The sequence below is a fragment of the Bacillus sp. LUNF1 genome (genome assembly GCF_011008975.1).
GTDB lineage: Bacteria > Bacillota > Bacilli > Bacillales > Bacillaceae > Bacillus > Bacillus velezensis.
Window position 1 is genome coordinate 3,027,836 of sequence record NZ_CP048876.1, and the last position, 25,302, is coordinate 3,053,137.

26 protein-coding genes are annotated in these 25,302 nt (G+C 45.4%); 16 read left to right on the top strand and 10 right to left on the bottom strand.

Annotated features, from left to right (window positions below):
- The first annotated feature begins 46 nt into the window (after positions 1-46).
- Both G4O42_RS14965 and G4O42_RS14970 read left to right on the top strand, forming a co-directional pair.
- Complete coding sequence (locus G4O42_RS14965) at positions 47-1,921, top strand: transglycosylase domain-containing protein (RefSeq protein ID WP_012118304.1); 1,875 nt, start codon at positions 47-49, stop codon at positions 1,919-1,921.
- A gap of 21 nt (positions 1,922-1,942) precedes the next feature.
- A complete protein-coding gene (locus G4O42_RS14970) occupies positions 1,943-2,356 on the top strand; it encodes a thiol-disulfide oxidoreductase DCC family protein (RefSeq protein WP_007408661.1) in 414 nt (137 codons plus the stop codon).
- Between the two features lie 14 nt (positions 2,357-2,370).
- Here G4O42_RS14970 and G4O42_RS14975 read toward each other — a convergent pair whose 3' ends face one another.
- Positions 2,371-2,928 carry a YufK family protein gene (locus tag G4O42_RS14975; protein WP_007613405.1) on the bottom strand — a complete coding sequence of 186 codons (558 nt, stop codon included), beginning with the start codon at positions 2,926-2,928 and terminating at the stop codon, positions 2,371-2,373.
- 174 nt (positions 2,929-3,102) lie between these two features.
- Here G4O42_RS14975 and malK point away from each other — a divergent pair, with 174 nt between their 5' ends.
- The 6 genes from malK to nupQ all read left to right on the top strand — a co-directional run bounded on the left by malK (position 3,103) and on the right by nupQ (position 10,554).
- Complete coding sequence (gene malK, locus G4O42_RS14980) at positions 3,103-4,704, top strand: malate sensor histidine kinase MalK (protein ID WP_032876816.1); 1,602 nt, start codon at positions 3,103-3,105, stop codon at positions 4,702-4,704.
- Positions 4,697-5,404 carry a response regulator gene (locus tag G4O42_RS14985; RefSeq protein ID WP_029326021.1) on the top strand — a complete coding sequence of 236 codons (708 nt, stop codon included), beginning with the start codon at positions 4,697-4,699 and terminating at the stop codon, positions 5,402-5,404. Before malK ends, G4O42_RS14985 begins: the two co-directional genes overlap by 8 nt.
- A 401-nt stretch (positions 5,405-5,805) precedes the next feature.
- A complete protein-coding gene (locus G4O42_RS14990) occupies positions 5,806-6,879 on the top strand; it encodes a BMP family lipoprotein (RefSeq protein ID WP_007408665.1) in 1,074 nt (357 codons plus the stop codon).
- 143 nt (positions 6,880-7,022) lie between these two features.
- Positions 7,023-8,555 (top strand): ABC transporter ATP-binding protein, encoded by a 1,533-nt coding sequence (locus G4O42_RS14995; protein WP_032876989.1) that lies wholly within the window; start codon positions 7,023-7,025, stop codon positions 8,553-8,555.
- Positions 8,548-9,594 (top strand): ABC transporter permease, encoded by a 1,047-nt coding sequence (locus tag G4O42_RS15000; protein ID WP_012118308.1) that lies wholly within the window; start codon positions 8,548-8,550, stop codon positions 9,592-9,594. The genes G4O42_RS14995 and G4O42_RS15000 overlap by 8 nt, the downstream gene beginning before the upstream one ends.
- Positions 9,595-10,554, top strand: a complete 960-nt coding sequence (nupQ, locus tag G4O42_RS15005) for a guanosine ABC transporter permease NupQ (protein WP_003152071.1) — start codon at positions 9,595-9,597, stop codon at positions 10,552-10,554. It abuts the gene before it with no gap.
- Positions 10,555-10,598: 44 nt separating this feature from the next.
- On the opposite strand, the gene G4O42_RS15010 is transcribed toward nupQ, so the two are convergent.
- Positions 10,599-10,817, bottom strand: a complete 219-nt coding sequence (locus G4O42_RS15010) for a hypothetical protein (protein ID WP_032876813.1) — start codon at positions 10,815-10,817, stop codon at positions 10,599-10,601.
- A 243-nt stretch (positions 10,818-11,060) separates the two neighbouring features.
- Between G4O42_RS15010 and G4O42_RS15015 the strand changes: the two genes are divergently transcribed.
- The 7 genes from G4O42_RS15015 to mnhG are packed head-to-tail and all read left to right on the top strand — an operon-like array spanning position 11,061 to position 16,830.
- Positions 11,061-13,463 carry a Na+/H+ antiporter subunit A gene (locus tag G4O42_RS15015; RefSeq protein WP_032876810.1) on the top strand — a complete coding sequence of 801 codons (2,403 nt, stop codon included), beginning with the start codon at positions 11,061-11,063 and terminating at the stop codon, positions 13,461-13,463.
- The gene (locus tag G4O42_RS15020; RefSeq protein ID WP_007613424.1) at positions 13,460-13,891 is read left to right on the top strand and encodes a Na(+)/H(+) antiporter subunit B; all 432 of its coding nucleotides are present in this window, start codon (positions 13,460-13,462) and stop codon (positions 13,889-13,891) included. Before G4O42_RS15015 ends, G4O42_RS15020 begins: the two co-directional genes overlap by 4 nt.
- Positions 13,891-14,232, top strand: coding sequence for a Na(+)/H(+) antiporter subunit C (locus G4O42_RS15025; protein ID WP_032876807.1), 342 nt, complete (start codon positions 13,891-13,893; stop codon positions 14,230-14,232). Before G4O42_RS15020 ends, G4O42_RS15025 begins: the two co-directional genes overlap by 1 nt.
- Positions 14,225-15,706 carry a Na+/H+ antiporter subunit D gene (locus tag G4O42_RS15030; protein WP_032876804.1) on the top strand — a complete coding sequence of 494 codons (1,482 nt, stop codon included), beginning with the start codon at positions 14,225-14,227 and terminating at the stop codon, positions 15,704-15,706. The genes G4O42_RS15025 and G4O42_RS15030 overlap by 8 nt, the downstream gene beginning before the upstream one ends.
- Positions 15,707-15,711: 5 nt before the next feature.
- Complete coding sequence (locus tag G4O42_RS15035) at positions 15,712-16,188, top strand: Na+/H+ antiporter subunit E (RefSeq protein ID WP_007613428.1); 477 nt, start codon at positions 15,712-15,714, stop codon at positions 16,186-16,188.
- Entirely contained in the window at positions 16,188-16,472 is a 285-nt protein-coding gene (locus G4O42_RS15040; RefSeq protein WP_017419420.1) for a Na(+)/H(+) antiporter subunit F1, read from the top strand. The genes G4O42_RS15035 and G4O42_RS15040 overlap by 1 nt, the downstream gene beginning before the upstream one ends.
- Positions 16,456-16,830, top strand: a complete 375-nt coding sequence (gene mnhG, locus G4O42_RS15045; protein ID WP_007613429.1) for a monovalent cation/H(+) antiporter subunit G — start codon at positions 16,456-16,458, stop codon at positions 16,828-16,830. The genes G4O42_RS15040 and mnhG overlap by 17 nt, the downstream gene beginning before the upstream one ends.
- Before the next feature lie 39 nt (positions 16,831-16,869).
- Here the strand turns inward: mnhG and G4O42_RS15050 are convergent, their stop codons facing one another.
- From G4O42_RS15050 to degQ, 6 genes are all read right to left on the bottom strand, one after another.
- A complete protein-coding gene (locus G4O42_RS15050) occupies positions 16,870-17,253 on the bottom strand; it encodes a hotdog fold thioesterase (protein WP_007613430.1) in 384 nt (127 codons plus the stop codon).
- A 21-nt stretch (positions 17,254-17,274) separates the two neighbouring features.
- The gene (gene comA, locus G4O42_RS15055; RefSeq protein WP_003152052.1) at positions 17,275-17,919 is read right to left on the bottom strand and encodes a two-component system response regulator ComA; all 645 of its coding nucleotides are present in this window, start codon (positions 17,917-17,919) and stop codon (positions 17,275-17,277) included.
- Between the two features lie 80 nt (positions 17,920-17,999).
- Positions 18,000-20,300 carry a histidine kinase gene (locus G4O42_RS15060; protein ID WP_032876801.1) on the bottom strand — a complete coding sequence of 767 codons (2,301 nt, stop codon included), beginning with the start codon at positions 20,298-20,300 and terminating at the stop codon, positions 18,000-18,002.
- Between the two features lie 13 nt (positions 20,301-20,313).
- Positions 20,314-20,487 carry a competence pheromone ComX gene (comX, locus tag G4O42_RS15065; protein WP_012118314.1) on the bottom strand — a complete coding sequence of 58 codons (174 nt, stop codon included), beginning with the start codon at positions 20,485-20,487 and terminating at the stop codon, positions 20,314-20,316.
- Complete coding sequence (locus G4O42_RS15070; RefSeq protein ID WP_142925231.1) at positions 20,456-21,316, bottom strand: polyprenyl synthetase family protein; 861 nt, start codon at positions 21,314-21,316, stop codon at positions 20,456-20,458. The genes comX and G4O42_RS15070 overlap by 32 nt, the downstream gene beginning before the upstream one ends.
- 207 nt (positions 21,317-21,523) lie before the next feature.
- On the bottom strand, positions 21,524-21,664 hold the full coding sequence (gene degQ, locus G4O42_RS15075; protein WP_003152043.1) for a degradation enzyme regulation protein DegQ: 141 nt from the start codon (positions 21,662-21,664) through the stop codon (positions 21,524-21,526).
- Between the two features lie 465 nt (positions 21,665-22,129).
- Here degQ and G4O42_RS15085 point away from each other — a divergent pair, with 465 nt between their 5' ends.
- On the top strand, positions 22,130-22,471 hold the full coding sequence (locus tag G4O42_RS15085) for a YuzC family spore coat inner layer protein (protein ID WP_032876795.1): 342 nt from the start codon (positions 22,130-22,132) through the stop codon (positions 22,469-22,471).
- 6 nt (positions 22,472-22,477) lie between these two features.
- Here the strand turns inward: G4O42_RS15085 and G4O42_RS15090 are convergent, their stop codons facing one another.
- Complete coding sequence (locus G4O42_RS15090; RefSeq protein WP_032876792.1) at positions 22,478-23,701, bottom strand: EAL and HDOD domain-containing protein; 1,224 nt, start codon at positions 23,699-23,701, stop codon at positions 22,478-22,480.
- A gap of 129 nt (positions 23,702-23,830) precedes the next feature.
- On the bottom strand, positions 23,831-25,297 hold the full coding sequence (locus G4O42_RS15095) for a nicotinate phosphoribosyltransferase (protein WP_014418767.1): 1,467 nt from the start codon (positions 25,295-25,297) through the stop codon (positions 23,831-23,833).
- Positions 25,298-25,302 lie beyond the last annotated feature (5 nt).

Sequence of the window (25,302 nt, forward strand, 5' to 3'; positions counted from 1 at the left end):
TCTTAAAAGAATGATACGATATGGCTAGAAATCAGGAGAAAAGAGAGTGACCATGGTACGTAAAATAATCGGATGGATTTTGCTGCTCGGCATTATCCCGTTGTGTGCATTTACAGTTATTGCTTCCGGCAAAGAGGTAAAACAAATCAAGCCTTTTGATCAGGTGCTCGATAAACATATTGATTTAAAAGCGATCAACCTGGTTCAAAACAGTTACATGTATGACAGGGACGGAAGCCTTGTTTCTGAGATTGTCAGCGATCATGAGAACCGCGTGATCGTGCCCTTTAATAAAATACCGAATGAGGTAAAACAGCTGTTTTTAACCTCTGAAGACCGTCATTTTTATGAGCATAAAGGGTTTGACTTTATGGGGATGGTCAGGGCGGCCGCCTCCAATTTCAAAGATCATAAAATTGACCAGGGCGCCAGCACCATCACCCAGCAGCTGGCAAGGAATGTGTATTTAAGCCATGAACGCACCTTCAGCCGAAAACTGACGGAGCTGGCCTATTCCTATCAGCTTGAGAAAAAATACAGCAAAGATGAGATTTTAGAAGGCTACTTAAATACGATTTATTTTAATAACGGCGTATACGGTGTCGGTTCGGCGGCACAATTTTATTTCAGCAAGCCGCTGAAATCTCTCACTTTGGGAGAGATGGCCTTTATCTGCGCCATCCCTAATAACCCTACATTATATGATCCTCTCAAGCATTTTGATTATACGAAAAAACGACAAGTCAGATTGCTTAACGGATTAAAAAAAGCAGGCGTTATATCCGGGAAACAGCTGAAAAAAGCCGAAAAAGAAAAGATCAAGCTTGATATAAACGAAAAAACAAATAAATATCCTGACTATGTTTCCTATGTAAATGATGAATTCACACAGCTTGTTTCATCATCCGAAGGCTATGACAAACGTCTTGAAAAAGCTTCCGGAAAGGCGAAACAAAAAATACAGAGTGAGCTTTCCGACAGAGTCAGCACATTGTTAAAAGACGGCGTGAAGATTTATACGGCGCTGAATCCGTATATGCAAAACCAGGTCGTCGCCCAAGTGAATCAAAATCTGCCGTATGCAGGCGTCCAGGGCGGAGCGGCCGTGATTAATCATCAGACACATCAGATTATCGCGCTTTCAGGCGGGAAAGATTATCATAAATATGATTTCAACCGCGCCTATCAAGCATACAGACAGCCCGGTTCTTCCATTAAGCCGCTGCTTGATTACGGACCTTACATTGAAAAGACCGGCGCAACGCCACACAGCAAGATTGACGCAAGCAAATTCTGCAGTGCGGATTACTGCCCGCAGAACTACAATAACCGCACGTACGGTACGGTCACGCTGGAAACGGCGTTTAAATACTCGTACAACACACCGGCCATCAGAATCATGGACCGCGTCGGCGTCAATAAGGCGTTCAGCTACCTTGAACCGTTTCATTTCGCGAAGCTGGTCAGCGCGGATTACCGTCTGCCCGCGGCGCTTGGCGGTTTTACAAACGGCATGACGCCGCTTGAAATGACCAATGCGTACACCACGTTCGGCAACAACGGCGTTTATACGCCGAGTCACGCGATTACAAAAGTGACTGATTTAAAAGGAAAAACGATATTAAAATGGAAAGATGAGCCGACGCAGGTATTCAGCGTGCGGACCAACATGCAGATCAAAGAAATGATGAAAGCCGTCGTCAAAAGCGGTACAGGAAAAAAAGCGAACTTTAAAGCTCCGTACGTCGGCGGAAAATCAGGAACGTCAAATGACTATCACGATATGTGGTTTGTCGGCCTGACGGACGCTTATACGATGGGGGTATGGGTCGGAAAGGATACACCGTCAAGCGTCGAATACCTTCATGACGCAAGCCCTCAGCTTTCGATCTGGAAAAACACGCTGCAGGCAGCTTATTAAAGATAACGGAGGGGATCCGCTTTGAAACCAGCTCAGCTTCCGGACCGCGTGCTTTTGTTTGACGGCGTCTGCAACTTATGCAACGGCGCCGTTCAATTCATCATTAAACGCGATCCGGCCGGCAAAATCTCATTTGCTTCATTGCAATCAGATACCGCCCGGGAGCTTTTGGCATCAGAAGGACTTCCGACAGAACAATTTGACAGCATGATTTTTATCGAGAACGGGCGGATATACAAAAAATCCGCAGCCGTGTTAAAAGTTTCCCGTCATCTCCGCGGAGCCTGGCGGCTGTCAGCGGTTTTTTTCGCGGTGCCCCGCCCCCTCAGGGACAGAGCCTATTCTTTCATCGCCCGGCGCCGTTACAAATGGTTCGGAAAAAGGGAAGCATGCATGCTCCCCTCCCCTGAGATCAAAAATAGATTTCTGTCTTAACAAAAATGGCTAGCTTACACAGGTAAGCTAGCCATTATGCTATTATAAAGCTTGATAAAGATGTACAAAATACCGATAACAAAAGTAAACCAAAACAAAATTTCAAGCAATATAAAACCGATCAGCGAAACGATAGAGAGTGTCGAATAGATTCTGTACACCATGAAAATCAAATAAACGAGCGTAACAACGGCAAATAACGCCGCAATCCAAAAACCATTCTGCACGAGCGCAAAGGAAAGAATTCCTCCGCCTACATAAATTAAAGAGCCTAATCTGATTTTTTTCAGATTGTCCCCCTCAGGGTCATTTGTGAAAAACAAAAGAGACAGCTCTGTCACTGTGTTTGCAATCAGCTTCAAAGCCGAAAATAGCATAAAAAACACAAGGGCGAACGCTGCAAAAAGCGCCAGTCTGATCCCTTTCTCAGAGAAATAATCCAGCATCCCCTGATACATGCCGAGCGTCTGAAGTATCTTCATGACATAAAGCGAGGTAGAAATGGATAATGACGAACTAAAAAGCAGAATCGCAACGAGCGGAAAATAACCCGTCCAATAAGTATTTTTCATATAAAAAGTCCCTTTCTGTAATCTACCTCACTTATTATGGAGGACTTAAAACACATTGACAAGATAAAAAATACCATTTTTCCTCACTTTTACGAAATAAGGGCCTGATCTTCACAAACCGGCTTTTTCGGAGTAAAGTAGAACGCGGGAATGATAAACGTAAGGAAGGCTGTTATGAAAAAAACATTAAAATTGCAAACCCGATTAACGATATTCGTCTGTATTGTCGTCCTTATCGCACTTTGTATCACCTTTTTCACGATCAGCGTCCAAACAGCAGACCGCGTGAAAGAAGAAGAACGGACAACCGCGCTGCGCACCGCAAAGCTGGTCGCGGAAACACCGAGTGTCGCGCAGGCATTGCAAACAAGAAAAGGGCTGAAAGAGCTCCGGGATTATACATTAGACGTCCAGCATACGACAGGAACCGAATTTGTCGTGGTGATGGATATGAACAGCATCCGCCTCACCCACCCCGACGCAAATAAAATCGGGAAGAAATTCACCGGCGGAGACGAACAGCCGGCGATGCACGGCCATATCAAAACGAGCACATCAGCGGGGACGCTCGGAAAATCCATGAGAGCCTTCGTACCGATCTATGGAAAAGATAAAAAACAAGTGGGCGTCGTTTCGGTCGGAATTTCGCTTAACAAAATACAGGATGTCGTCAGCCACAGTTTGAGACCGCTTTATTTCATCATCTGCGTAAGTATTTTTGTCGGCGTCATCGGAGCCGTCATTGTCGCCCGCACCGTCAAAAACATTATGTACGGTCTTGAGCCTTATGAAATCGCCACCCTCCTGGAAGAGCGGAGCGCCATGCTCGAATCAACGAAGGAAGGCATTCTGGCGGTTGACGCGCGGGGAAAAATAAAGCTCGCCAATGCGGAAGCGAAACGGCTTTTTATTAAAATGGGTATTCCGACTAATCCGGTCGATCAAGATGTGAACGATATTCTCCCGAAAAGCAGGCTGAAACAGGTGATTGAAAAGAAAAAACCGCTTCAGGACAGGGATATCCGCATTAACGGACTTGAGCTGGTCTTTAATGAGGTTCCGATTCATCTGAAAGGACAAACCGTCGGAGCGATCGCCACGTTCAGGGACAAAACGGAGGTCAAACATTTAGCAGAACAGCTGTCCGGTGTTAAAATGTATGCAAACGCATTAAGAGCCCAGTCTCATGAATTCATGAATAAGCTTCATGTCATTTTAGGGCTTGTCCAGTTAAAAGAATACGATGATCTCGGCACTTACATTAAAGACATTGCCATTCAGCAGAAGACGGAAACAAGCGAGATTATAAGTGATGTCAAAAGTCCGGTTCTCGCAGGGTTTCTTCTAGGAAAACAAAGCTACATACGCGAGCAGGGCGCTGATCTGGACATTCAGCTCGGCAGCCTGATCCCGAATGCGGCAGATCCGGCCGTCATCCATGAGCTCATTACGATTATCGGAAATCTGTTAAACAACGCGCTCGACGCGGTGGCGCAGATGCCGAAAAAAAACATTACGTGCTCGATGCGGTTTCAGGATCGCCAGCTTGATATAGAGATTACGGACACGGGAGCCGGAATGTCTGCGGCAGACCAAGCCCGTATTTTTGAACAAGGTTATTCCACGAAAGGGACAAACCGGGGGTTCGGCCTCTATTTCACCCAGCAGGCAACAGAAAATTTAAAAGGCCATATGATTGTGACAAGTGAAAAGAATGAAGGAACGACTTTCAGTCTTCGCATTCCGTATGAACCGAAGGAGGAAAATGATGATTAATGTACTCATAGTTGAAGACGACCCCATGGTGGGTGAATTAAATAAGCGCTATCTCAGCCAGATTGAAGGATTTCAGCTGAAAGGGATCGCATCATCCTTTCAAAGCGCGCTGCACGTGCTGAGCGAGCATCATATCGATCTCATCCTTCTTGACATTTACATGCCGGGAAAAAACGGGCTTGAGCTTTTAACGGAAATCCGCAAGCAGAATGAATCGGTTGATGTCATCGTCATTTCGGCCGCAAGCGAGCTGGACGTCATCAAAAAAACGCTTCGGTACGGCGCCGTCGATTATTTAATCAAACCATTTGAATTTGACCGCTTTCAAACCGCTCTTTCCGACTACAGACGCAAGCAGAAAGTTTATCAATCACACAGAAGCATGACACAGAAAGAATTGGATGCCGAGCTTTTTCAAAAGAAAGAAGCGGCGGAAAAGGTTCACCTTCCGAAAGGATTGACAAAGAGCACGCTTAAACTCATCTGGGCGAGCATTGAGTCTTTCGGCGACAGTTCTTTTACTACGGAAGATCTCGCCAAGCATACTGAAATCTCGCAAGTCTCCATCCGGAAGTATCTTAAATTTCTGGAAGACATTCAAGTGCTGAATGTAGAGATGGCGTACGGCACAATCGGAAGGCCCGTCTTTCAATACCATATCAACACAGGCAATGTCAGCAGCATCAAACAATATTTATAATGTCAAAAAGCGCCGTTCCGCTGTGAACGGTGCTTTTTTACTGTCATATCCCGTGACAAAAGGCTTGAGATTCCTTTTTTGTATGCTATATAAGGATAATGACCTGGCTGATCCTCCTCTGTTTTATCCAGATGAGGAAGACGATTCATAAAATTGATATTTTTTAAAAAATAAGCAAATTTCTATTTATTTATGGCGGGTAAAATGATAAATTATGATTGGTTAGCAGATCTTTTCAGGTAAGTCATAAGTCCCGAACCTGGAAGAGACAGCCGCTTAAGGCGGGAAAAAGAGAGACGTCTCATCGTTATTATCAGAAAGTTTTTTCGATTCCGCATCCGGTACGGGGACTCAAGACTGAATTGAACGGCACAGCCATATTTTACAGGGGGGTTATATCTTTGAAAAAACGCAAAATCGGAATGGCGATGGCGCTCATCGCGGCGGCCGGAACCATATTAAGCGCATGCGGTTCAAGTGACAAAGCAAACGGCTCCGGCAGCAAAAACTTTACCGTCGGCATGGTAACGGATATCGGCGGTGTCGATGACAAATCATTTAACCAGTCCGCCTGGGAAGGCATCCAGGCATTCGGAAAAGACAACGGGCTTACAAAAGGCAAAAGCGGTTTTGACTATCTTCAATCAAAATCAGATGCAGATTATACAACGAACTTAAATAAATTAGCGCGGGAGCACTTTGACCTGATTTACGGCGTCGGGTATCTGATGCAGGATTCCATCAGCGAAATCGCCGATCAGCGCAAAGACACAAATTTTGCGATCATTGACGCCGTTGTCAAAAAAGACAACGTGGCGAGCCTTACATTTAAGGAGCAGGAAGGTTCATTCCTCGTGGGAGCGGCCGCTGCGCTATCGAGCAAAACGGGAAAAGTCGGATTCGTGGGCGGAATGGAGTCTGAATTGATCAAAAAATTCGAAATCGGCTTCCGCGCGGGTGTACAAGCCGCAAATCCGAAAGCGACCGTCGAAGTGAAATATGCGGGCGGATTTGACAAAGCCGATGTCGGCAAGGCGACGGCTGAAAGCATGTACAAATCAGGCGTTGACGTCATTTATCACGCGGCCGGCGCAACGGGAACGGGCGTCTTCACAGAAGCGAAAAATCTGAAAAAAGAAGATCCGAAGCGGAACGTATGGGTTATCGGTGTTGATAAAGACCAGTACGCGGAAGGTCAAGTCAAAGGCACAAAAGACAATGTCACTCTGACATCAATGGTCAAAAAAGTGGATACAGCCGTAGAGGACTTAACGAAAAAAGCGAGTGACGGGAAATTCCCGGGCGGCAAAACATTAACATACGGTTTGGCGCAAGATGCAGTCGGCATCTCGGATCACAAGGAGAACCTTTCTGACGATGTCATCAAAGCAACAGACGATTGGAAGAAGAAAATCGCGGACGGACTCGAGATCCCTTCAACTGAAAAAGAATTGAAATCCTTCAAGGCTGAGTAAGAACCAGGGGATAAGGAGACTTCCGTGCTTATCCCCTCTCTTTTATGAAAAGAGCGGTGAAGGAAAAGCTGCATCTCTTGCAGCTTTTCTTTTGCCAAGCTCTTTCTCATCAAAGTATCTCTGAAAAGGAGCGACAAAAATCGGTGGATTATATCATTGAAATGCTGAATATACGCAAGGAGTTTCCCGGAATCGTCGCCAATGATGACGTCACGCTTCAAGTGAAAAAAGGCGAAATACACGCCCTTCTCGGTGAAAACGGCGCCGGAAAATCGACACTCATGAACGTTTTATTCGGTCTGTATCAGCCGGAAAAAGGCGAGATCCGGGTGCGGGGCGAACGCGTTCACATCAACAGCCCGAACAAAGCCAACGATCTCGGCATCGGGATGGTGCACCAGCATTTTATGCTTGTGGACACCTTTACCGTCTCAGAAAATATCATTCTCGGAAAAGAGCCGAAAACATTCGGCCGAATTGACAGACAGCGCGCCGACCGGGACGTGCGCGATATTTCCGACCGTTACGGCCTGCACATTGATCCTGAAGCCAAAGTTGCCGATATTTCCGTCGGTATGCAGCAGCGGGCGGAAATATTAAAGACCCTCTACCGGGGCGCCGACATTCTCATTTTTGACGAGCCGACCGCGGTGCTGACTCCGCACGAAATTCAAGAACTGATTCAGATTATGAAAAATCTTGTCAATGAAGGAAAATCGATTATCCTCATCACTCACAAATTAAAAGAAATTATGGAAGTCTGCGACCGTGTCACCATTATCCGGAAAGGAAAAGGCATTACAACACTCGATGTCGCACATACGGATCAAGATGAACTGGCAAGCCTTATGGTCGGACGCGAAGTGTCATTCAAGACGGATAAAAAGCCGGCCGATCCGAAACAAGAAGTGCTTTCGCTTTCTGATGTAACGGTGAAGGACGCGCGCGGCGTTGAGGCGGTCAAGCAGCTCTCCCTCTCTGTCAGAGCCGGTGAAATCGTCGGCATTGCGGGCGTTGACGGAAACGGCCAGTCTGAATTAATTGAAGCCATTACAGGCCTCAGAAAAACGAATGCCGGCACGATCACGTTAAACGGCAAACAGCTGCAAAACATGCCGCCCAGGAAAGTCACTGAAGCCGGCATCGGGCACATTCCGCAGGACAGGCATAAACACGGGCTCGTCCTTGATTTTCCGATCGGAGAAAATATCGTGCTGCAAAGTTATTACCAAAAGCCCTACTCTTCTTTCGGCATATTAAATAAACACACGATTTATGACAAAGCGCGAAGCCTGATTGAAGAATACGATGTCAGAACACCTGATGAATATACGCCTGCGCGCGCGCTCTCCGGAGGGAATCAGCAAAAGGCCATTATCGGCCGGGAAGTGGACAGAAATCCTGATCTTTTAATTGCGGCCCAGCCGACGCGGGGACTCGATGTCGGCGCGATTGAATTCGTCCATAAAAAGCTCATTGAGCAGCGTGACGCCGGTAAAGCGGTGCTTCTGTTATCTTTTGAACTTGATGAAATAATGAATCTCAGCGATCGCATCGCCGTCATCTTTGAAGGCAGCATCATCGCAAACGTCAATCCGCTTGAAACAAACGAGCAGGAGCTCGGACTTTTAATGGCGGGAAGTAAGCAAATGGAGGCGGGGAAAACACATGATTAATCGACTTTCTCACCTGGCTGTGCCGCTGATTGCGATCATCCTTGGGTTAGCTGCGGGTGCGGTCATCATGCTCGCCAGCGGCTACAATGTCGTAAGCGGGTATTCGGCTCTTTGGAGCGGCATTTTCGGTGAAGTGTATTACATCGGGGAATCGATCCGGCAGATTACGCCATATATTTTGTCCGGATTGGCCGTGGCATTCGCATTTCGGACCGGCCTGTTTAATATCGGGGTTGAAGGACAGCTCCTTGTCGGCTGGACCGCCGCGGTGTGGGTCGGCGCTTCCTTTGACGCCCCCGCTTACATCCACCTTCCGCTTTCGTTATTGGCGGCTGCTGCTGCAGGCGGCATTTGGGGCCTGATTCCCGGATTTTTAAAAGCCCGTTTTTTTGTCCACGAAGTGATTGTCACGATCATGATGAATTATATCGCTCTTCATTTAACCAATTATCTCATTTCCGATGTCATGACGGACCACCGGGACAAAACAGACAAAATTCATGAAAGCGCGTCGCTCCGCTCGCCGTTTTTAGAGCAGCTGACAGATTACTCCCGCCTTCACTGGGGCATTCTGATCGCTCTGTTTGCGGCAGTCCTCATGTGGTTTATCATTCATAAAACAAAAAGCGGATTTGAATTCCGGGCTGTCGGCTTTAACCAGCACGCCGCACAATACGCCGGAATGAGCGTCAGAAAAAATATGATGTACGCCATGATGATTTCCGGCGCCTTCGCAGGGCTTGCCGGCGCGATGGAAGGACTCGGAACCTTTCAATACGCGGCGGTTAAGGGCGCCTTTACCGGCGTCGGCTTTGACGGCATTGCGGTTGCGCTTCTCGGCGGCAGCACGGCAATCGGCGTGGTTCTGGCGGCATGTCTTCTCGGCGGCCTTAAAGTCGGGGCATTAAATATGCCGATTGAATCCGGGGTGCCTTCTGAAGTCGTTGACATCGTCATCGCCATTATTATTTTGTTTGTGGCATCAAGCTACGCCATCCGTCTCATCCTTGATAAATTGAAGAAAAAGGGGGCGAAGTAAGTGGACTTCCTGCAGATTTTATCCATTATTGTCCCGGCAACACTCGTATATGCGGCTCCGCTTATTTTAACTGCTCTCGGCGGTGTGTTTTCTGAAAGATCTGGAGTTGTCAACATCGGTCTTGAAGGACTGATGATTATCGGCGCCTTTACAAGCGTCATGTTCAACTTATTTTTCGGACGCGAGCTTGGCGCCGCCGCTCCGTGGCTCGCCTTGGCTGCGGCAATGATTGCCGGCGGACTGTTCTCACTGATCCACGCGGCCGCCGCGGTTTCTTTCCGCGCCGATCAGACGGTAACCGGTGTGGCGATCAATATGCTCGCGTTAGGAGCGACACTGTTTATCGTCAAGCTGATCTACGGAAAGGCGCAGACTGATAAAATCCCGGAGCCCTTTTACAAAACGAACATTCCCGGGTTAAGCGATATTCCGGTTTTAGGAAAGATTTTCTTTTCCGACGTATATTATACGTCGATTTTAGCCATCGTACTGGCCTTTGTTTCCTGGTTTATTTTATTCAAAACGCCGTTCGGCCTCCGCATCCGTTCTGTCGGGGAACATCCGATGGCGGCCGATACGATGGGAATCAACGTGTTCGGCATGCGCTATATCGGCGTCATGATCAGCGGGCTGTTCGGCGGGCTCGGCGGCGGTGTATATGCTTCCACGATCGCGCTTGATTTCACGCACTCCACCATTTCCGGGCAAGGCTTTATCGCTCTCGCCGCACTGGTTTTCGGCAAATGGCATCCGATCGGCGCGCTCGGGGCTGCGCTGTTCTTCGGGTTTGCGCAGAGTTTGAGCATTATCGGCTCGCTTTTGCCCCTGTTCAAAGACATTCCGAATGTATACATGCTGATGGCTCCTTACATTCTGACCATTCTCGCGCTTGCCGGCTTCATCGGCCGCGCGGACGCGCCTAAAGCCAACGGCATCCCTTACATTAAAGGAAAACGCTGATCACCACAAAAAAAGAGTTCCGCGCCCCGGCGCCGGAACTCTTTTCATCTATAAACGATTCTGATATACTCACGCGGCTGAAACGGTGTTTGCATTGATTCAGCCGCACTCAGTTTATCTTCCGCGTATTCCGCACCGAGAAAAAAACGCTCCCATTCATCTACCTCCGTCTGCTGCCGCTCTTTGCAGAAATCATCCGCTATGAATGTTCCTGCAATAATAGAACAAAATATTCCAATACAGGCCGCCGCCTTTCTCTTCATCTGATCAGCTCCTTTTTTAAAAGCTTGATCTGAAAGATAAATGTATATACAAAGATCAGGATATTTGATAAATTTATTTTGGGTTCAAAAGACCACAAAAACACAGAAAGGAATACATTATGCCGTAGCAGGGTAAAAAAAAGTGCGATATAATTTGTACTGGGTCCTATGACCGTGAATTGATTGATTCACTCTTACATAAAGCAGTTGCTTGATGAAAAAACAAGCAAAGGAGGTCTTCTGTTGCAGCTGTTACATTTCGCGATTTTGGCGCCTTTTTTATTTGCATTTATCGTTCCCTTTCTTTATAAACGGGTAAAACAAGTCCATACAGGCTGGTTTGTGCTGATAGTGCCCGTTGTGCTGTTTGTTTACTTTATCAGCAAGCTCCCTGTCACAATGGCTGGGGAAACCGTCCGGTATGCGGCCGAATGGATTCCGTCCCTCGGTATTAACTATACCGTTTATATTGACGGACTCGGGCTGTTATTCGCTTTATTGATTACGGGCATCGGCTCTTTGGTGACGCTTTACAGTATTTTTTACTTATCGAAGGACAAAGAAAAGCTCGGCCCCTTTTATGTGTACCTGCTGATGTTTATGGGCGCGATGCTCGGCGTTGTGCTCGTCGATAACGTTATCGTTCTTTATATGTTCTGGGAGCTGACAAGCCTGTCATCCTTCTTATTAATCGGGTATTGGCATAAGCGGAAGAAATCACGCTACGGTGCGGAAAAGTCACTGCTGATTACCGTCGGCGGCGGGCTGTGCATGCTCGGCGGCTTTATCCTGCTGTATCTGATGACGGATTCTTTCAGTATCAGGGAAATGGTCAACCAGGTGCATATTATCGCAGGCCATCCATTCTTTATTCCGGCGATGGTTCTCCTGTTATTGGGGGCCTTTACGAAATCAGCGCAGTTTCCGTTTTATATCTGGCTGCCTGATGCCATGGAGGCGCCGACTCCTGTCAGCGCCTATCTGCACTCGGCTACAATGGTGAAAGCGGGCATTTATGTGATTGCCAGATTCAGTCCGGTTTTTGCATTTTCACCCGTCTGGTTTTGGACGGTTGCCTCAGTCGGTCTGATCACGATGGTATGGGCTTCCTTCAATGCGATTAAACAAACCGATTTAAAAGCGATTCTGGCATTTTCCACAGTCAGTCAGCTCGGTATGATTGTATCGATGCTCGGCGCAGGAGCCGCCGCGCTTCATTACCAGCATTCAGAGTATTTTACGGCGGCTGTCACCGCGGCTGTGTTTCACTTAATTAACCATGCTACTTTTAAAGGAAGTTTATTTATGGCGGTCGGCATTATCGACCATGAAACGGGAACACGGGACATCCGCAGGCTCGGCGGCCTGATGGCGCTTATGCCGGTAACGTTCACCGTTTCACTGATCGGAACGTTTTCCATGGCGGGCCTCCCTCCGTTTAACGGCTTTTTAAGTAAAGAAATGTTCTTTACAAGTATGCTGCGGATTGCTCATGCAGATATTTTCAGCCTGGATACGTGGGGCGTGCTGTTCCCCGTTCTCGCATGGATCGGGAGCGTCTTCACTTTCATCTACAGCATGAAGCTGTTTTTCAGAACGTTCAGCGGCGCGCGCAAACCTGATCAGCTTGAAAAGACGCCGCATGAAGCACCGCTCGGCATGCTGATTTCGCCGGTCATTCTTGCCGCTTGCGCCGTCAGTCTGTTTTTTGCACCGAACGTTTTGTCTTACAGCCTGATTGAACCGGCGATGAACTCCATTTATCCGGCTCTGTTAACCGGCGGAGATACATTTCATGTTCATATTTCCCAGTGGCACGGGGTGACGGCTGAGCTAATGATGACCCTCGGCATTATCATTGTCGGCACGATCGGTTACGTAACGCTGTCTAAATGGGAGCGTTTGTACGGTCTGTTTCCGAAAAAACTGACGCTGAACAAGCTTTACGATGCGGTGAGGGGCAGTATGGAAAAAAGATCTTACCAGCTGACGTCATCTTATATGACCGGATTTTTGCGGGATTATCTGCTGTATATCTTTGCGGCGTTTATCATTCTCATCGGAGCGGCGTTCGTGATGAAAGGCGGCTTTTCCATGACAGCGAAAGGCATGGCTGAGATCGGCCTGTATGAAATCGTGCTGTCCCTCGTTATGGTGAGCGCAACGATTGCGACTGTGTTCGCCAAATCGCGGCTGACGGCCATTATCTCACTCGGTGTTGTCGGGTACACACTCGCGCTGTTTTTCGTGATTTTCAGAGCGCCCGATCTGGCGCTCACGCAGCTAGTCATTGAGACGATATCCGTCGCCTTGTTTCTTCTTTGTTTTTACCATCTGCCGAAAATGCGGCGGAAAAAGAAGACAAGAACATTCCGGATGACGAATTTTATCATTTCTCTCGGTGTCGGCGTCATCGTGACAATGCTCGGAATCGCGTCTTCCAGCGAAAAAACAAAAGACAGCATCTCCTCCTTTTTCACCGCTTACAGCCATAAGCTCGGGGGAGGAAACAATATCGTCAACGTCATCCTCGTTGATTTCAGGGGATTTGATACGATGTTTGAAATCACGGTGCTGTCGATTGCCGCACTCGGGATTTACGGCATGATCAGAACGAAAGTAAAAGAGGAGGGAGAAGAGCGTTGAGACAGCAAAAAACAAACGACATCATCCTTCAGACGGCAACGAAGCTTGTATCTTTTATCATTCTGCTTTTCTCTTTCTATTTATTTTTATCGGGGCATAACGCTCCCGGCGGAGGATTTGTCGGCGGACTGATTACGTCTTCGGCCATCGTGCTGTTGCTTTTGGCCTTTGATTTAAAAACCGTCAAATCGATTTTGCCCGTCAATTTTATTTATGTGGCGGGCGCGGGTCTGCTTATCGCGATTGCAACGGGTGCAGGTTCGTTCTTATTCGGAGCACCCTTTCTCACCCATACATTCGGCCATTTTCATCTCCCGGTGCTTGGGAATACGGAGCTTGCGACGGCCACTTTGTTTGATTTAGGTGTGTATCTCGTTGTTGTCGGCGTGACGATGACCATTATTCAAACGATTGGAGAGGAAGAATAATGGAAATCTTAATGTCTGTCATTGCCGGTATTTTGTTTATGGCGGCAACCTACCTGCTGCTTTCTAAAAGTCTGCTGCGCGTGATTATCGGCACCGCGCTTTTAAGCCACGGCGTCCATTTGCTGCTCCTGACCATGGGCGGACTGAAAAAAGGCGCTCCTCCCATACTGGGCGGAAAAAGCACGTCGTTTGTCGATCCGCTGCCGCAGGCACTCATACTGACGGCGATCGTTATTTCGTTCGGCGTCACGTCCTTTTTGCTTGTGATGGCGTTTCGCGCCTATCAGGAACTGAAAACGGACGAAATGGATCGAATGAGGGGAAATGATCAACATGAATAACTTTGTGATATTGCCTATCCTGGTGCCGCTGCTTGCCGCAGTGCTGCTGATTTTTATGAACAGGCGCGTGATGCTGATGCGGATATTCAGCACTGCCGCTTCCTGTGTTTCCATCGTCATCAGCGCCGCTCTCGTTCAGACGGTTTTCACACACGGGATTCAGACGCTGACACTCGGCGGCTGGAAAGCGCCGTACGGCATTGTGCTCGCCGCGGATCAGCTCGCCGCACTGCTTGTTTTGACAACCGCCATAATCGGGCTGCTCGTCATCCTGTACTCCTTCCGCTCCATCGGAGAAAAAAGGGAGCGCGCTTTCTATTATTCAGGGGTGCAGTTTCTTCTGGCCGGCGTAAGCGGAGCGTTTTTGACGGGCGACCTGTTCAACATGTACGTCTTTTTTGAGCTTCTGCTTATCGCGTCCTACATGCTGATCGTGCTTGGCGGAACGAAAATTCAATTAAGAGAATCATTGAAGTATATCGTGTTTAACATTGTGTCATCCGCGTTTTTTGTCATCGGCGTCGGTTACTTATACGCGGTGACGGGCACGCTGAATATGGCTGATCTAAGCGTAAAAATAAGCGAATCGGGCCAGACCGGGCTGATCACCGTCATCGGCGTCCTTCTTCTCGTTGTATTCGGTTTAAAGGGCGGGATATTCCCGCTGTATTTCTGGATGCCGGGCTCTTATTACGCCCCGCCGGCTGCGATTTCGGCTTTATTCGGGTCTCTTTTGACGAAAGTCGGCCTGTACGCCATTTTAAGAGTATTCACCCTGATCTTTATTCATGATACGGGCTTTACCCACCAATTGATGATGTGGCTTGCGATGCTGACGGTGCTATTCGGCGTAATCGGATCTATCGCCTTTTCGGATGTCATGAAAATCGTCATCTACAATATTATTACAGCCGTCGGCGTGATTTTGTTCGGCATTGCCATGAACACGCCGGCCTCCATTCAAGGAGCGGTTTATTACTTGATTCACGATATGCTGATTAAAGGAGCGCTGTTTATGCTTGCCGGCACGCTTATCGCATTGACAGGCACTGCCAGCCTGCATAAAATGGGCGGACTGATCACCCGTTATCCCGTTTTGGGATGGATGTTCTTTATCTCAGCCATATCTTTGGCCGGCATCCCGCCGTTCAGCGGATTTGTGGGCAAGCTGAAGATCGCGGAAGGCGGGTTCGATAAGGGGGAAACATTGTTTTCCGTATTGATTCTCTTATCAAGCCTGCTTGTGCTCTATTCCGTGCTGAAGGTTTTTACGACGGCTTTTTGGGGGGAAGAAAAAGAAATTCCGGGCGCAGGCGGACGTTCCGCAAAAGGACTTCTTTATCCGGCAGCCGCTTTTCTCCTTTTGTCGCTTCTGTTCGGGCTCGGAACCGAATGGGTTTCACCGTATGTCAATCAGACGGCTGAGAATCTGCTGAATCCGGAAAAATACATTGAAGCTGTTTTGAAGGAGTAGATGGCATGGCTTTTCAACTATTATTAAATGTTCTTCTCGCTGTTTGCTGGATGTTTCTCACAAACAGCCTCAGCGCCGGGGGTTTTATGACCGGATTTATCGCGGGCTTGGCGGCGCTGTTTTTTTTCCGGCGCTTCTTCTCGCGGCCGTTTTACATTTGGAAAATATGGTCAGTCATCAAACTGGCGCTGATCTTTATAAAGGAATTATATTTGGCCAATGTCAGCGTGCTGAAAACCGTTATATCGCCGAAACTGAACATCCGCCCGGGCATTTTCGCGTTTAAGACGGAATTGACGGAGGATTGGGAGATCACGCTGCTCTCGCTGTTAATCACTTTAACGCCGGGTACGCTTGTGATGGATATCTCCGATGACCGGTCGATTCTCTATATACACGCCATGGACATTGAAGATGCGGAGAAAGCGATCCATGACATCCGCGTCTCTTTTGAGAAAGCCATTCAGGAGGTGAGCCGCTGATGTTTACGTTTATTCTGCAATTATCACTCGGCATTATGGCGGTCTCGACTCTTCTGTACGTCATTCGCGTCATAAAAGGTCCTACGGTTCCGGACCGGGTCGTCGCGCTTGATGGGATCGGCATTAATCTGATTGCCATGACCGCGCTTGTATCCATTCTCTTAAACACATCGGCCTTTTTGGACATCATTCTGCTGCTCGGCATTTTATCGTTTATCGGCACGATTGCCTTTGCTAAGTTTTTGGAGAAAGGAGAGATTATCGAAAATGATCGAAATCGTTAAATGGGCCGTCGGCATTTGTATTCTGATGGGATCGCTGATCTGCCTGGTCGCGTCTTTCGGCACACTCAGGCTTCCTGATGTGTATACGCGCGCCCACGCCTCTTCAAAAGGCTCGACACTCGGCGTTAATTTGGTATTGCTCGGGGTGTTAGGCTACTTGTGGATGCTGACCGGAGAAATTTCTGTAAAAATACTGCTCGGCATCATTTTTATCCTGCTGACGGCGCCGGTCGGAGCGCACCTCATATGCAGGGCCGCGTACAATTCGGGAGCGGCGCTTGATAAAAGAAGCGTTCAGGATGATTACAAAGGGATCAGAAACTTTGTGATCAAACGAAAAGAAGATTCATATTTGTAAAAACAAACAGCCGGACGATTCAGGGTTCCGGCTGTTTGTTTATTTTGTTATAACAGCCAGCGTGCAGCGGGAAACACAGATCAGCCTTTCCCGTTCATCGAAAATGTTAATCCCGTACACAATGGTTGCTCTGCCCGTGTGAACGGGTTCTGCTATTGCCGTGACCGTCCCGCCCTCTTTCACGGATTTTAAATGATTGGCATTAATCTCAAGCCCGACACACGCCTGTTTCGACCGGTCAATAAAATGCTGGGCCCCGACACTTGCAACAGTCTCCGCCAGCGCTGCTGACGCGCCCCCATGCAGATATCCGAAAGGCTGCACCGTTCTCTTATCCACCGGCATCACCGCCACGCATCTCTCCGGCGTGTTTTCAGTGATTTCAATACCGAGTGCGCCGAGCAATGTATTGTTCAGATTCATAGGTTATTCTCCCTTCAAGATTTATAGTACGTTATCTGACTTGGCGATCAGCACCGCTTCAGTGCGGGAGCCGACATTCAGCTTATTAAAAATGGATGTCAGACTGTATTCAATCGACCGCTTGCTTAAGTGAAGCGCATCTGCGATTTCCTGATTGGTCAAACCTTTTTCGACCTCTTGGAGAATATGGCGCTCTCTCGGGGTTAACCGATCCTGCTCACTTTGAGGGGAAGAAGACGTTTTTGTTTTTTGCTGGGTCATCAGCTGTTTGAAATAGGAGAAATCAACTAAAATCTGTCCGTTGAGCACGTGATATATGTATTGCATGATTTTCTCTTTAGATTCGGTTTTGCTGATGGCGCCATGCAGGCCCGCGCGGATGGATTCTTCAAAATAATCTTCAACCTCATAGCCTGTGTAGACAATGATTTTACAGAGAGGATTCTCTTTTAAGATTTTCTTGGAAAGCTCTATGCCGCTGATGTCATCACCCAGATTTAAATCCATTAATATGAGATCGTAAGCTGAAAAATCATGCCGGAGAACAAATTGTTCACTGGCATCAGGACTGAGGCAATCGACAGAAAGATTCGTGTCCGTTTCCAGAATCGTCTTGGTGCCCTCCATGACAGCCGGATGATCATCAATCACTAGTATCTTTTTCATGGTTTCCTCCCTTTTACTCACTCATTTCCATTTTATTAAAAAGACTTGGCTTCTGCCAAGTCGATTTGGTGATAAATTGGTTACAATTCCATTTCAATATCCGCTTTAAAACCGTTTCCTTCACTTGTGTCGATTTTCATCCGTCCGTCAAGCGCACGGACGCGCTCCTTAATACCCGAAAGCCCCATGCTCATCGACTGCCCGCCGCCTTCTTCCTGATTGCAGCCGACACCGTCGTCTTCATAATGCAGAATCACTTTATTTTGAATGCTGATCAGCATAATCAGCACCTCATTCGCCTGTGAATGCTTCATGGCGTTCGAAAGAAATTCCTGAATGATGCGGTACAAATTCAGCTGCGTATCCAAATCCAGCGCCGCCGTAAACCGGCCCGTATTCAGACGGATATGAAACGGCGCACGCTCCTGCTGCTGTGCGGCAAGCTTGGATACCGCCTTGACCAGACCCAAATCATACAGCAGCTGAGGACGCAGCTCATGGCACGTCTCCCGGGTCATCAAAATGACATCCGACATCTGCTCATTCATCTGATGAAGCTTGTCCTGCACCTCTAACTGGCAAGGCTCCTCTTTCTTAAAATCGGCCAGAAACAGCTCACACTGGCGCTTCAAAGAAATCAAGTCCTGCAGCACTGAATCATGCAGATCACGGGCCAAATCCGAACGCTGCTTTTCCTCGATCGTAAACATCAGCTTTTTGAGCCAGACCGGGTTTGTCTCTTGTTTCTTTAAATCTTCGAGATGATTCATAAGTTCTTCGATTTTAAGCACATTCTCCATCGTAATACTGGTGTAGAATGATAAGGTTTTTAACCAAGAAATCTCATCCCAAGTTAGTTTCGGAGTATTCATAAATGATAAACACAGTACAATGTATGATTTAGTGCCCCGTTCCCCTATTTTCATTAAAAACCCTTTATCCACTTGAACTATTTTGCCAATTTCGCTTGTCGTTTCAGCTAATTGATGAGAATACGGCTCCCATAATTTTTTCTCATTATCATTAAAAAAATACCTTACATTTAAGTCTCCTTCTACTTCTAAAACACATACTTTACTAACCATCAAAACTTCAAGTAGAGTAGATTCAAGTTCAGTGAATACTTGCTTTAAGGATGAAGCTCCTTTAATTATTTGAGTAAACTTGAATATGCTGTCCTGATAATTATGTTTTTCAGAAAAACGCTTTAAACGGAAACGAAAATCTAAGATCTCTTTTGAATAAAACACAGCCAACATAATAATATATGTCAGCAAAGTTAGTTTAAACGTATAAAACTCTGAGTTTGGATCTTGTACAAGATCATAAATTGTAATAATAAGTAAAGTAGGAGTGACAGCTAAAAGACTATAATATTTCAACCGCCCAATAATAAAATCAATTTCATAGATTTTATTAGTCATAAATTGATAAACTAAAGAAAAAGGAATTAATAAAAGAAAAGGCGCAACTAAAAAAGAAGAAACATAATAGTCATTAAAAATGATGTAGGGTGCCACATACAAGAATACAAATGGTGAGAAAGCAAAAATATTAATTAAAAGAAAAGTCTTAAGAATATTTGCTTGCTCTGTTTTTTTGTACTTTATTAAACCTACAGTAATGAAAAATAGAGCTATTAAATAAAGGAGAGATATTGATACTAAATTAACTTTCCCAACTACTCCTCTTTCAAAGCAATGCCTAAAAAACTCTAGTATTATATTAATAACAGGGACTGTATATAAAGCAACAAAAACTTTCCCGTTAAAAATCTTGTATCCAAATTCTTTGATATATTGGTAAATAAACAAGAGATAATTTACCGGTACGGATATTAAAGTTATGACATTTACGTATCGGCTTATTATATCTCCTTTTGATGAACCTCCCGCACTTACATATGCTATACCAGTAGTGAGTAAAAAGATGATCAATATAAAAGCTGAAACTGAATCTTGCTCCTTATTAATTTTTAAAATAAGGATAATACAACTAAGGCATACAAAGAAAAAAATAACAGGTATTAAATAAACAAATAAGTTGTCTTCACTTAATAAACTTAAATTTTTGAGATCAACTATTTCACCAGATCTTTCAACTGTCATAGATCTTACGTTTTTCAATGTATTTTGTTTTAAATCTTTTGGTTCAACGCTCTTATTCTGATTAATTTTAATTACAATGTCACCTTTTTTAACACCAGCATAATAAGCCATTGTGTAATCTGATACTTTGGTAATCTCTATTTGATTCTTGTTATTAACATTTGCGGTGGCTCCTACAAATAAATTATTTACATTTATATAAGTTAAATAGAAAATATAAGACAAGCTGAGTAAAATTAATAAAATGGAATACGTATTTTTAGATAACTTCATATTTACCCCTGTTTCATGACGGTTTCCAATATATCTCGTCTTTTGAACTCATTGAGATTAATTGATCAAATCCAAGCAATACCCCTTTCACCTCTTCTTTATCTAAACCTATGATACTGACTTCTTCTCTTCTCAATTTTTGAACAATTTCGGGATTACGAACTAAATAATTTACTATTTCCTGCATTTTTATCCACCTTCTCATTCTCGCAAATTTTTTTAATTAAATAGTTTTTGTTCTCTAAAGTCAAATTTAAATTTTCGAGTCCATTTTTCACTTTCAAATTATATACATTAATCATAACTGACATATAATGGATAACACCAGATTCTAAGAGAAGCCGTTTTAACTCTGATTGTTGAAAGTTGTTGTTTAACAATTCTGTGGATACTGTGTTGAATTTTTTCTCTAAGAACTGAATTGCCAAATTTGTCTTTTTGAAAAAGGTTTCCGTATTATTCACATACATTATCTCAAATAAATCATTTTTTAATTGAGCTGCAACCCCTATATAGAAAGCATACTGCTCCACATCTGATTGATAACGTTTAGTTGCAAGTACAGCACCCAGCATACTTGCTAAAGCTGTCAAAGCCCCTGACTTTTTCTTAATCATTTCAATGCATTGATTTTCAGTTAAAGTATTATCGACCAAATCAATGTGTTGTCCTTCCATAGCTTGAACTGTATATTTTAGAGCTGTCTTGAGTAATAACCCTTCCGGATCTCGAGATGATATAACTTGGAGAGCTATTGTATAAATTAAGGTTGCAATATTTAAAGATACAGCCTGATCCATTTTCATCCATTCTGCATTTGGACGATCCTTATCTTGTATGTCATCAAAAATATCAGCCGCTAAGATAAGCAGTTCAATCCCTGATCCTAAATCTAGTATTTCTTCAAAATCATTCCCTCCAAAAGCCAAATAATGATCTAAAGCTAACTCAGCAAATGGAAAGTTGTTTTTTGTATCAGCAAAATTCAAAACATGTTTACTTACTTCTTTATTCACATCATTTTTTTTGAGAATATGGTTTATTGTGTCCTTTACATCTTCTGCTTCTAGAGTTAATTTCTTAGCTATATGAATCCCTCACTTTATTTTACTAAACCCTTTTGTTCAAATACAGCATGTTTATTGTTTTTTAACAATCATATAATACTTTATCCATTAATTGTATAACAAATGCACAAAAAAAAGACTTGTTTCCAAGTCTTTTTAAGAAATTTTCATTGCATATGAGAATTTATCGAGCTGATCAATGCTTTTGTTAATGTTTCGTAATGAGTCGGTTGTTTCTCTGATATCATTTTCAAGTCGGAATAATAATTGCTTTACTTCTTCTAATTTGTTTTCCACCGTTTCCACACTCCTTTTTTTGAAAGATCAATGAATTGTGTATGGTGAACGAGTCCTAGGTATTTGATCTGTTACTAATAGTGTAAACGTTTTTGCGGGATTTTTCACCGAAAAGTATGTGTAAAAGTATCTGCGTGACACCGCAAACCGGGGTAATCCCATAGTCCCGAATGGAGCATTTAGCGAACAGGACTATATAACTACCAGAAAGGCAGACGTTTAGGATGAAGCAGACCAATCTGGCGGTTCTGCTGTTTTTTTAACGGTTTTCCGACAAACCGGCAAGGACTATAGTCCCTGCCGTCGCAATTTCAAAACAGAATGGGCGAACAGCGTCGCATAACCACCGACAAACACCGAAAAGACCTCAACCCCCGCATTGTGGTCTTTTTGCATGTCATAACTCATTATCACGCCGCCTATACTCATGTATAACGAATGTTTTCTCAGGAAGGAGGCCGCCGTATGCATTATGTGTATCCATGCTGCCCTGTTTTCGCCGCGCCATACCGGCATCCAGCGCCCAGTCCCCCGGTTCACGCAGATATTTTGACAGCGTCCGCAAATGAAGCTGCGGGCATGCTGGAGGATGCGCGCCTGCTCCTTGCGCGGCTGACGGCGTCAAAAGAGCTTGCACGCCGCATCCTCACCGCAGCGCAATCCTCTGACACCGCAGCGGTCAAGCGGCTCATTAAGCAGACCGGCATCAAAAATGACTTTGACGTGACGTATAATCCCGACGGCATCCGTGTCAGTCTGGTCAGAGAGCAAAGCCGGTTTATCATCGCCTTCAGGTGGTCGGCTTAAAGCGGCTCAATCCACGATCAGCTGCCGGCACCATTCGATCGCCTGTAAGTAACAGTCATACGCTTCTTCTTTGTTCAGTTCTTTTCCCCACTCGTCACAGTCCCAGTTGTTGCATTCAATGGCCTTGACGAGCGCGAGCATCTTATAATAATCGTTTTCATAACCGAGCAGCGCCTGTCCGACTTCATCGATTAAAGGCAGTTCTTTGATGATATCCTCCAGCTCCCTGTGGAGAAGCGTATCGATGAGCGAAAACATGCCGATCAGCATGTAAGAAGAGGGCTGGGGCCTTCCGGTTCTTTTCGCCAGCAGTTCGCACAGTTTGGCCCTGATTAAGGAAATCTTAATGATTTCTTTTTGGCTTGAGTGGCTTTTCGCCGTTAAATCTCTGAATGAAAGAATGTAAATCAAGCGCTTAATCTCATTCAGCCCGAGCATCATGATGGCCTGCTGGATGCTGTCTATCTTTTTTTTCAGCCTTGTTTGCGATCCGTTTAAAAAACGCAGAATCTGATACGATAAGCTGACGTCCCGCTCTATGTATTCCGTCACGCGCTGTATATTGGGCTGGTCATTGTTTAATTCGCTTAAAAGCTGGTAGTAAGAATGAAAATGAAACGTCAGATCATTTCCGCTGATGACACGCGGTTCACTGAAAAAATATCCTTGAAACAGGTGAAAGCCGTCTATGGCCGCCTGTTTATAATCTTTTCTCGTCTCCACTTTCTCCGCTAAATAAATCAGACTTTTACAGCTGTACGTCTGAATGATTTTTTTGCGCTCCAGACGCGAGGATTGCAAAAAGTCGATTTTTAAAATATCAATATATTTCATCAGCTGTTCCACTAACTCTTCATTTTCCGGATTGATGGCGTAAAAATCATCAAGTGCTAATGTATATCCTAATTTCTTCAGCTGTCTGCATCTTGAGATGAGTGCCGGAGTGATCGGTATGTCCTCAAGAATTTCGATAATAAGCTGGTCAGGATCAAAGGAGGTAGGGAGATCTGAAAACATCAGGCTTTCTGTAAAATTCACAAAGCAGCGTTTCCCCTCAGTCAGCTTTTCGATTCCGATGTTGATAAAGCTGTTAATAATGAGATCCGTCGTAGCTTTATCTCCGTCAGCGGCCGAATAACGGTTCTCTTCGCTCTCCCGGTAAAGAAGTTCATAAGCAACAACCTGTTCGTTTCTGTTGAAGATAGGCTGTCTCGCAACAAACACCTTCATTCATTTACCCCCTTAGATGCGGCCTTCGAACATAAGTATATCAAATAACTTGACGAAATTTGTCTAAATGTGAAAAATATTATCACAACAAAAAGGCCTTTCCAGAGAAAGGAAAGGCCGCTTTGTCTTCTATTCAAGTTCCCGTTTCAGCTCGCTTTTGATTTCATGAATCCGCTGCATCTTGTTGCTCCAGCAGTCTTCGCTTAAATCGACCGGATATTCTTCCGGCTTGCTGATCCGTTTGTATTCCTCCCACAGAAGTTTGAGGTTATCCTGCACATATTGCTGGATGTCGGTAATTTCGGGATTATCATAGCATAAAACGCCGTTTTCAAAGATCGGCTCATGCAAGTCTTTCGCATAGAAATCAGTGACGAATTTGCTGACGAACGTGTGGACGGGATGGAACATTTTTAAGCGTTTCTGATCATTTACCCGCTCGTCATAAAGCGCGATATAATCACCTTCCGAGTGGTGATTCAGCTTGTTGATAATCCGGTATACTCTCTTTCTTCCCGGCGTTGTCACTTTTTCAGGGTTTGACGAAATTTTAATGGTGTCGGTCAGTTTGCCGTCCTCTTCAATGGCGACAAGCTTGTAAACCGCGCCGAGAGCCGGCTGATCGTATGCGGTAATCAGCTTCGTGCCGATGCCCCACGTATCGATTTTCGCTCCTTGCGATTTCAGATTTAATATCGTGTGCTCATCAAGATCGCTTGAAGCAATGACCTTTGCGTCTGTGAAACCCGCTTCATCAAGCATTTCACGCGCTTTTTTTGACAGGTACGCCAAGTCCCCGCTGTCCAGACGGATGCCGATGAAGTTGATCCGGTCGCCGAATTCCTTTGCGACTTTAATCGCATTCGGCATACCCGAACGGATCGTATCGTACGTATCTACGAGAAACACGCAGTCTTTGTGGGTCTCCGCATATTTCTTAAATGCCGTATATTCATCGCGGTACGCTTGTACGAGCGCATGAGCGTGCGTGCCGGATACGGGTATATTAAAACGCTTTCCGGCTCTTACATTACTCGTCGCGCTGAAGCCGCCGATCAGAGCCGCTCTCGCTCCCCACATAGCGGCATCCATTTCATGGGCGCGCCGTGTTCCGAATTCGAGGGCGTCTTCGTCACCGACAACGCCTTTAATGCGGGCCGCTTTCGTGGCGATTAATGTTTGGTAATTCACAATGTTAAGCAGAGCCGTCTCAATCAGCTGGGCTTCGATCAGGGGCGCTTCGACCCGCATAATCGGTTCGTTGTTAAAAACGAGCTCGCCTTCTTTCATGCTGTAAAGAGATCCGGTAAAAGAAAGATCCCGTAAATAATCAATGAAATCATCAGCATAGTGCAATTCCGTTTTTAAATAATTCAGATCGCTGTCGGTAAATTTGAAGTTCTCCAAGTATTCGATTGCTTTTTCTAAGCCCGCAAATACCGCATAGCCGTTTTCAAAGGGAAGCTTTCTGAAAAAAAGCTCAAAAATCGCTTTTTTCTCATGAATGCCGTCTCTCCAGTACGTTTCGGCCATATTAATTTGATAAAGATCTGTATGTAAAGACAAACTGTCGTCTTTAAAACCATGCTCCACCAAAATTG

Excerpts from the sequence above, each read along its gene's own strand:
- G4O42_RS14985 (WP_029326021.1), top strand. The coding sequence starts at position 4,697 with ATGATTAATGTACTCATAGTTGAAGACGACCCCATGGTGGGTGAATTA.
- G4O42_RS15085 (WP_032876795.1), top strand. The coding sequence starts at position 22,130 with ATGCATTATGTGTATCCATGCTGCCCTGTTTTCGCCGCGCCATACCGG.
- comA (WP_003152052.1), bottom strand. The coding sequence starts at position 17,919 with ATGAAAAAGATACTAGTGATTGATGATCATCCGGCTGTCATGGAGGGC.
- G4O42_RS15030 (WP_032876804.1), top strand. The coding sequence starts at position 14,225 with ATGAATAACTTTGTGATATTGCCTATCCTGGTGCCGCTGCTTGCCGCA.
- G4O42_RS14975 (WP_007613405.1), bottom strand. The coding sequence starts at position 2,928 with ATGAAAAATACTTATTGGACGGGTTATTTTCCGCTCGTTGCGATTCTG.
- G4O42_RS15000 (WP_012118308.1), top strand. The coding sequence starts at position 8,548 with ATGATTAATCGACTTTCTCACCTGGCTGTGCCGCTGATTGCGATCATC.
- G4O42_RS15040 (WP_017419420.1), top strand. The coding sequence starts at position 16,188 with ATGTTTACGTTTATTCTGCAATTATCACTCGGCATTATGGCGGTCTCG.
- mnhG (WP_007613429.1), top strand. The coding sequence starts at position 16,456 with ATGATCGAAATCGTTAAATGGGCCGTCGGCATTTGTATTCTGATGGGA.
- G4O42_RS15060 (WP_032876801.1), bottom strand. The coding sequence starts at position 20,300 with ATGAAGTTATCTAAAAATACGTATTCCATTTTATTAATTTTACTCAGC.
- G4O42_RS15050 (WP_007613430.1), bottom strand. The coding sequence starts at position 17,253 with ATGAATCTGAACAATACATTGCTCGGCGCACTCGGTATTGAAATCACT.
- G4O42_RS15035 (WP_007613428.1), top strand. The coding sequence starts at position 15,712 with ATGGCTTTTCAACTATTATTAAATGTTCTTCTCGCTGTTTGCTGGATG.
- comX (WP_012118314.1), bottom strand. The coding sequence starts at position 20,487 with ATGCAGGAAATAGTAAATTATTTAGTTCGTAATCCCGAAATTGTTCAA.
- G4O42_RS15025 (WP_032876807.1), top strand. The coding sequence starts at position 13,891 with ATGGAAATCTTAATGTCTGTCATTGCCGGTATTTTGTTTATGGCGGCA.
- G4O42_RS15010 (WP_032876813.1), bottom strand. The coding sequence starts at position 10,817 with ATGAAGAGAAAGGCGGCGGCCTGTATTGGAATATTTTGTTCTATTATT.
- G4O42_RS15090 (WP_032876792.1), bottom strand. The coding sequence starts at position 23,701 with ATGAAGGTGTTTGTTGCGAGACAGCCTATCTTCAACAGAAACGAACAG.
- malK (WP_032876816.1), top strand. The coding sequence starts at position 3,103 with ATGAAAAAAACATTAAAATTGCAAACCCGATTAACGATATTCGTCTGT.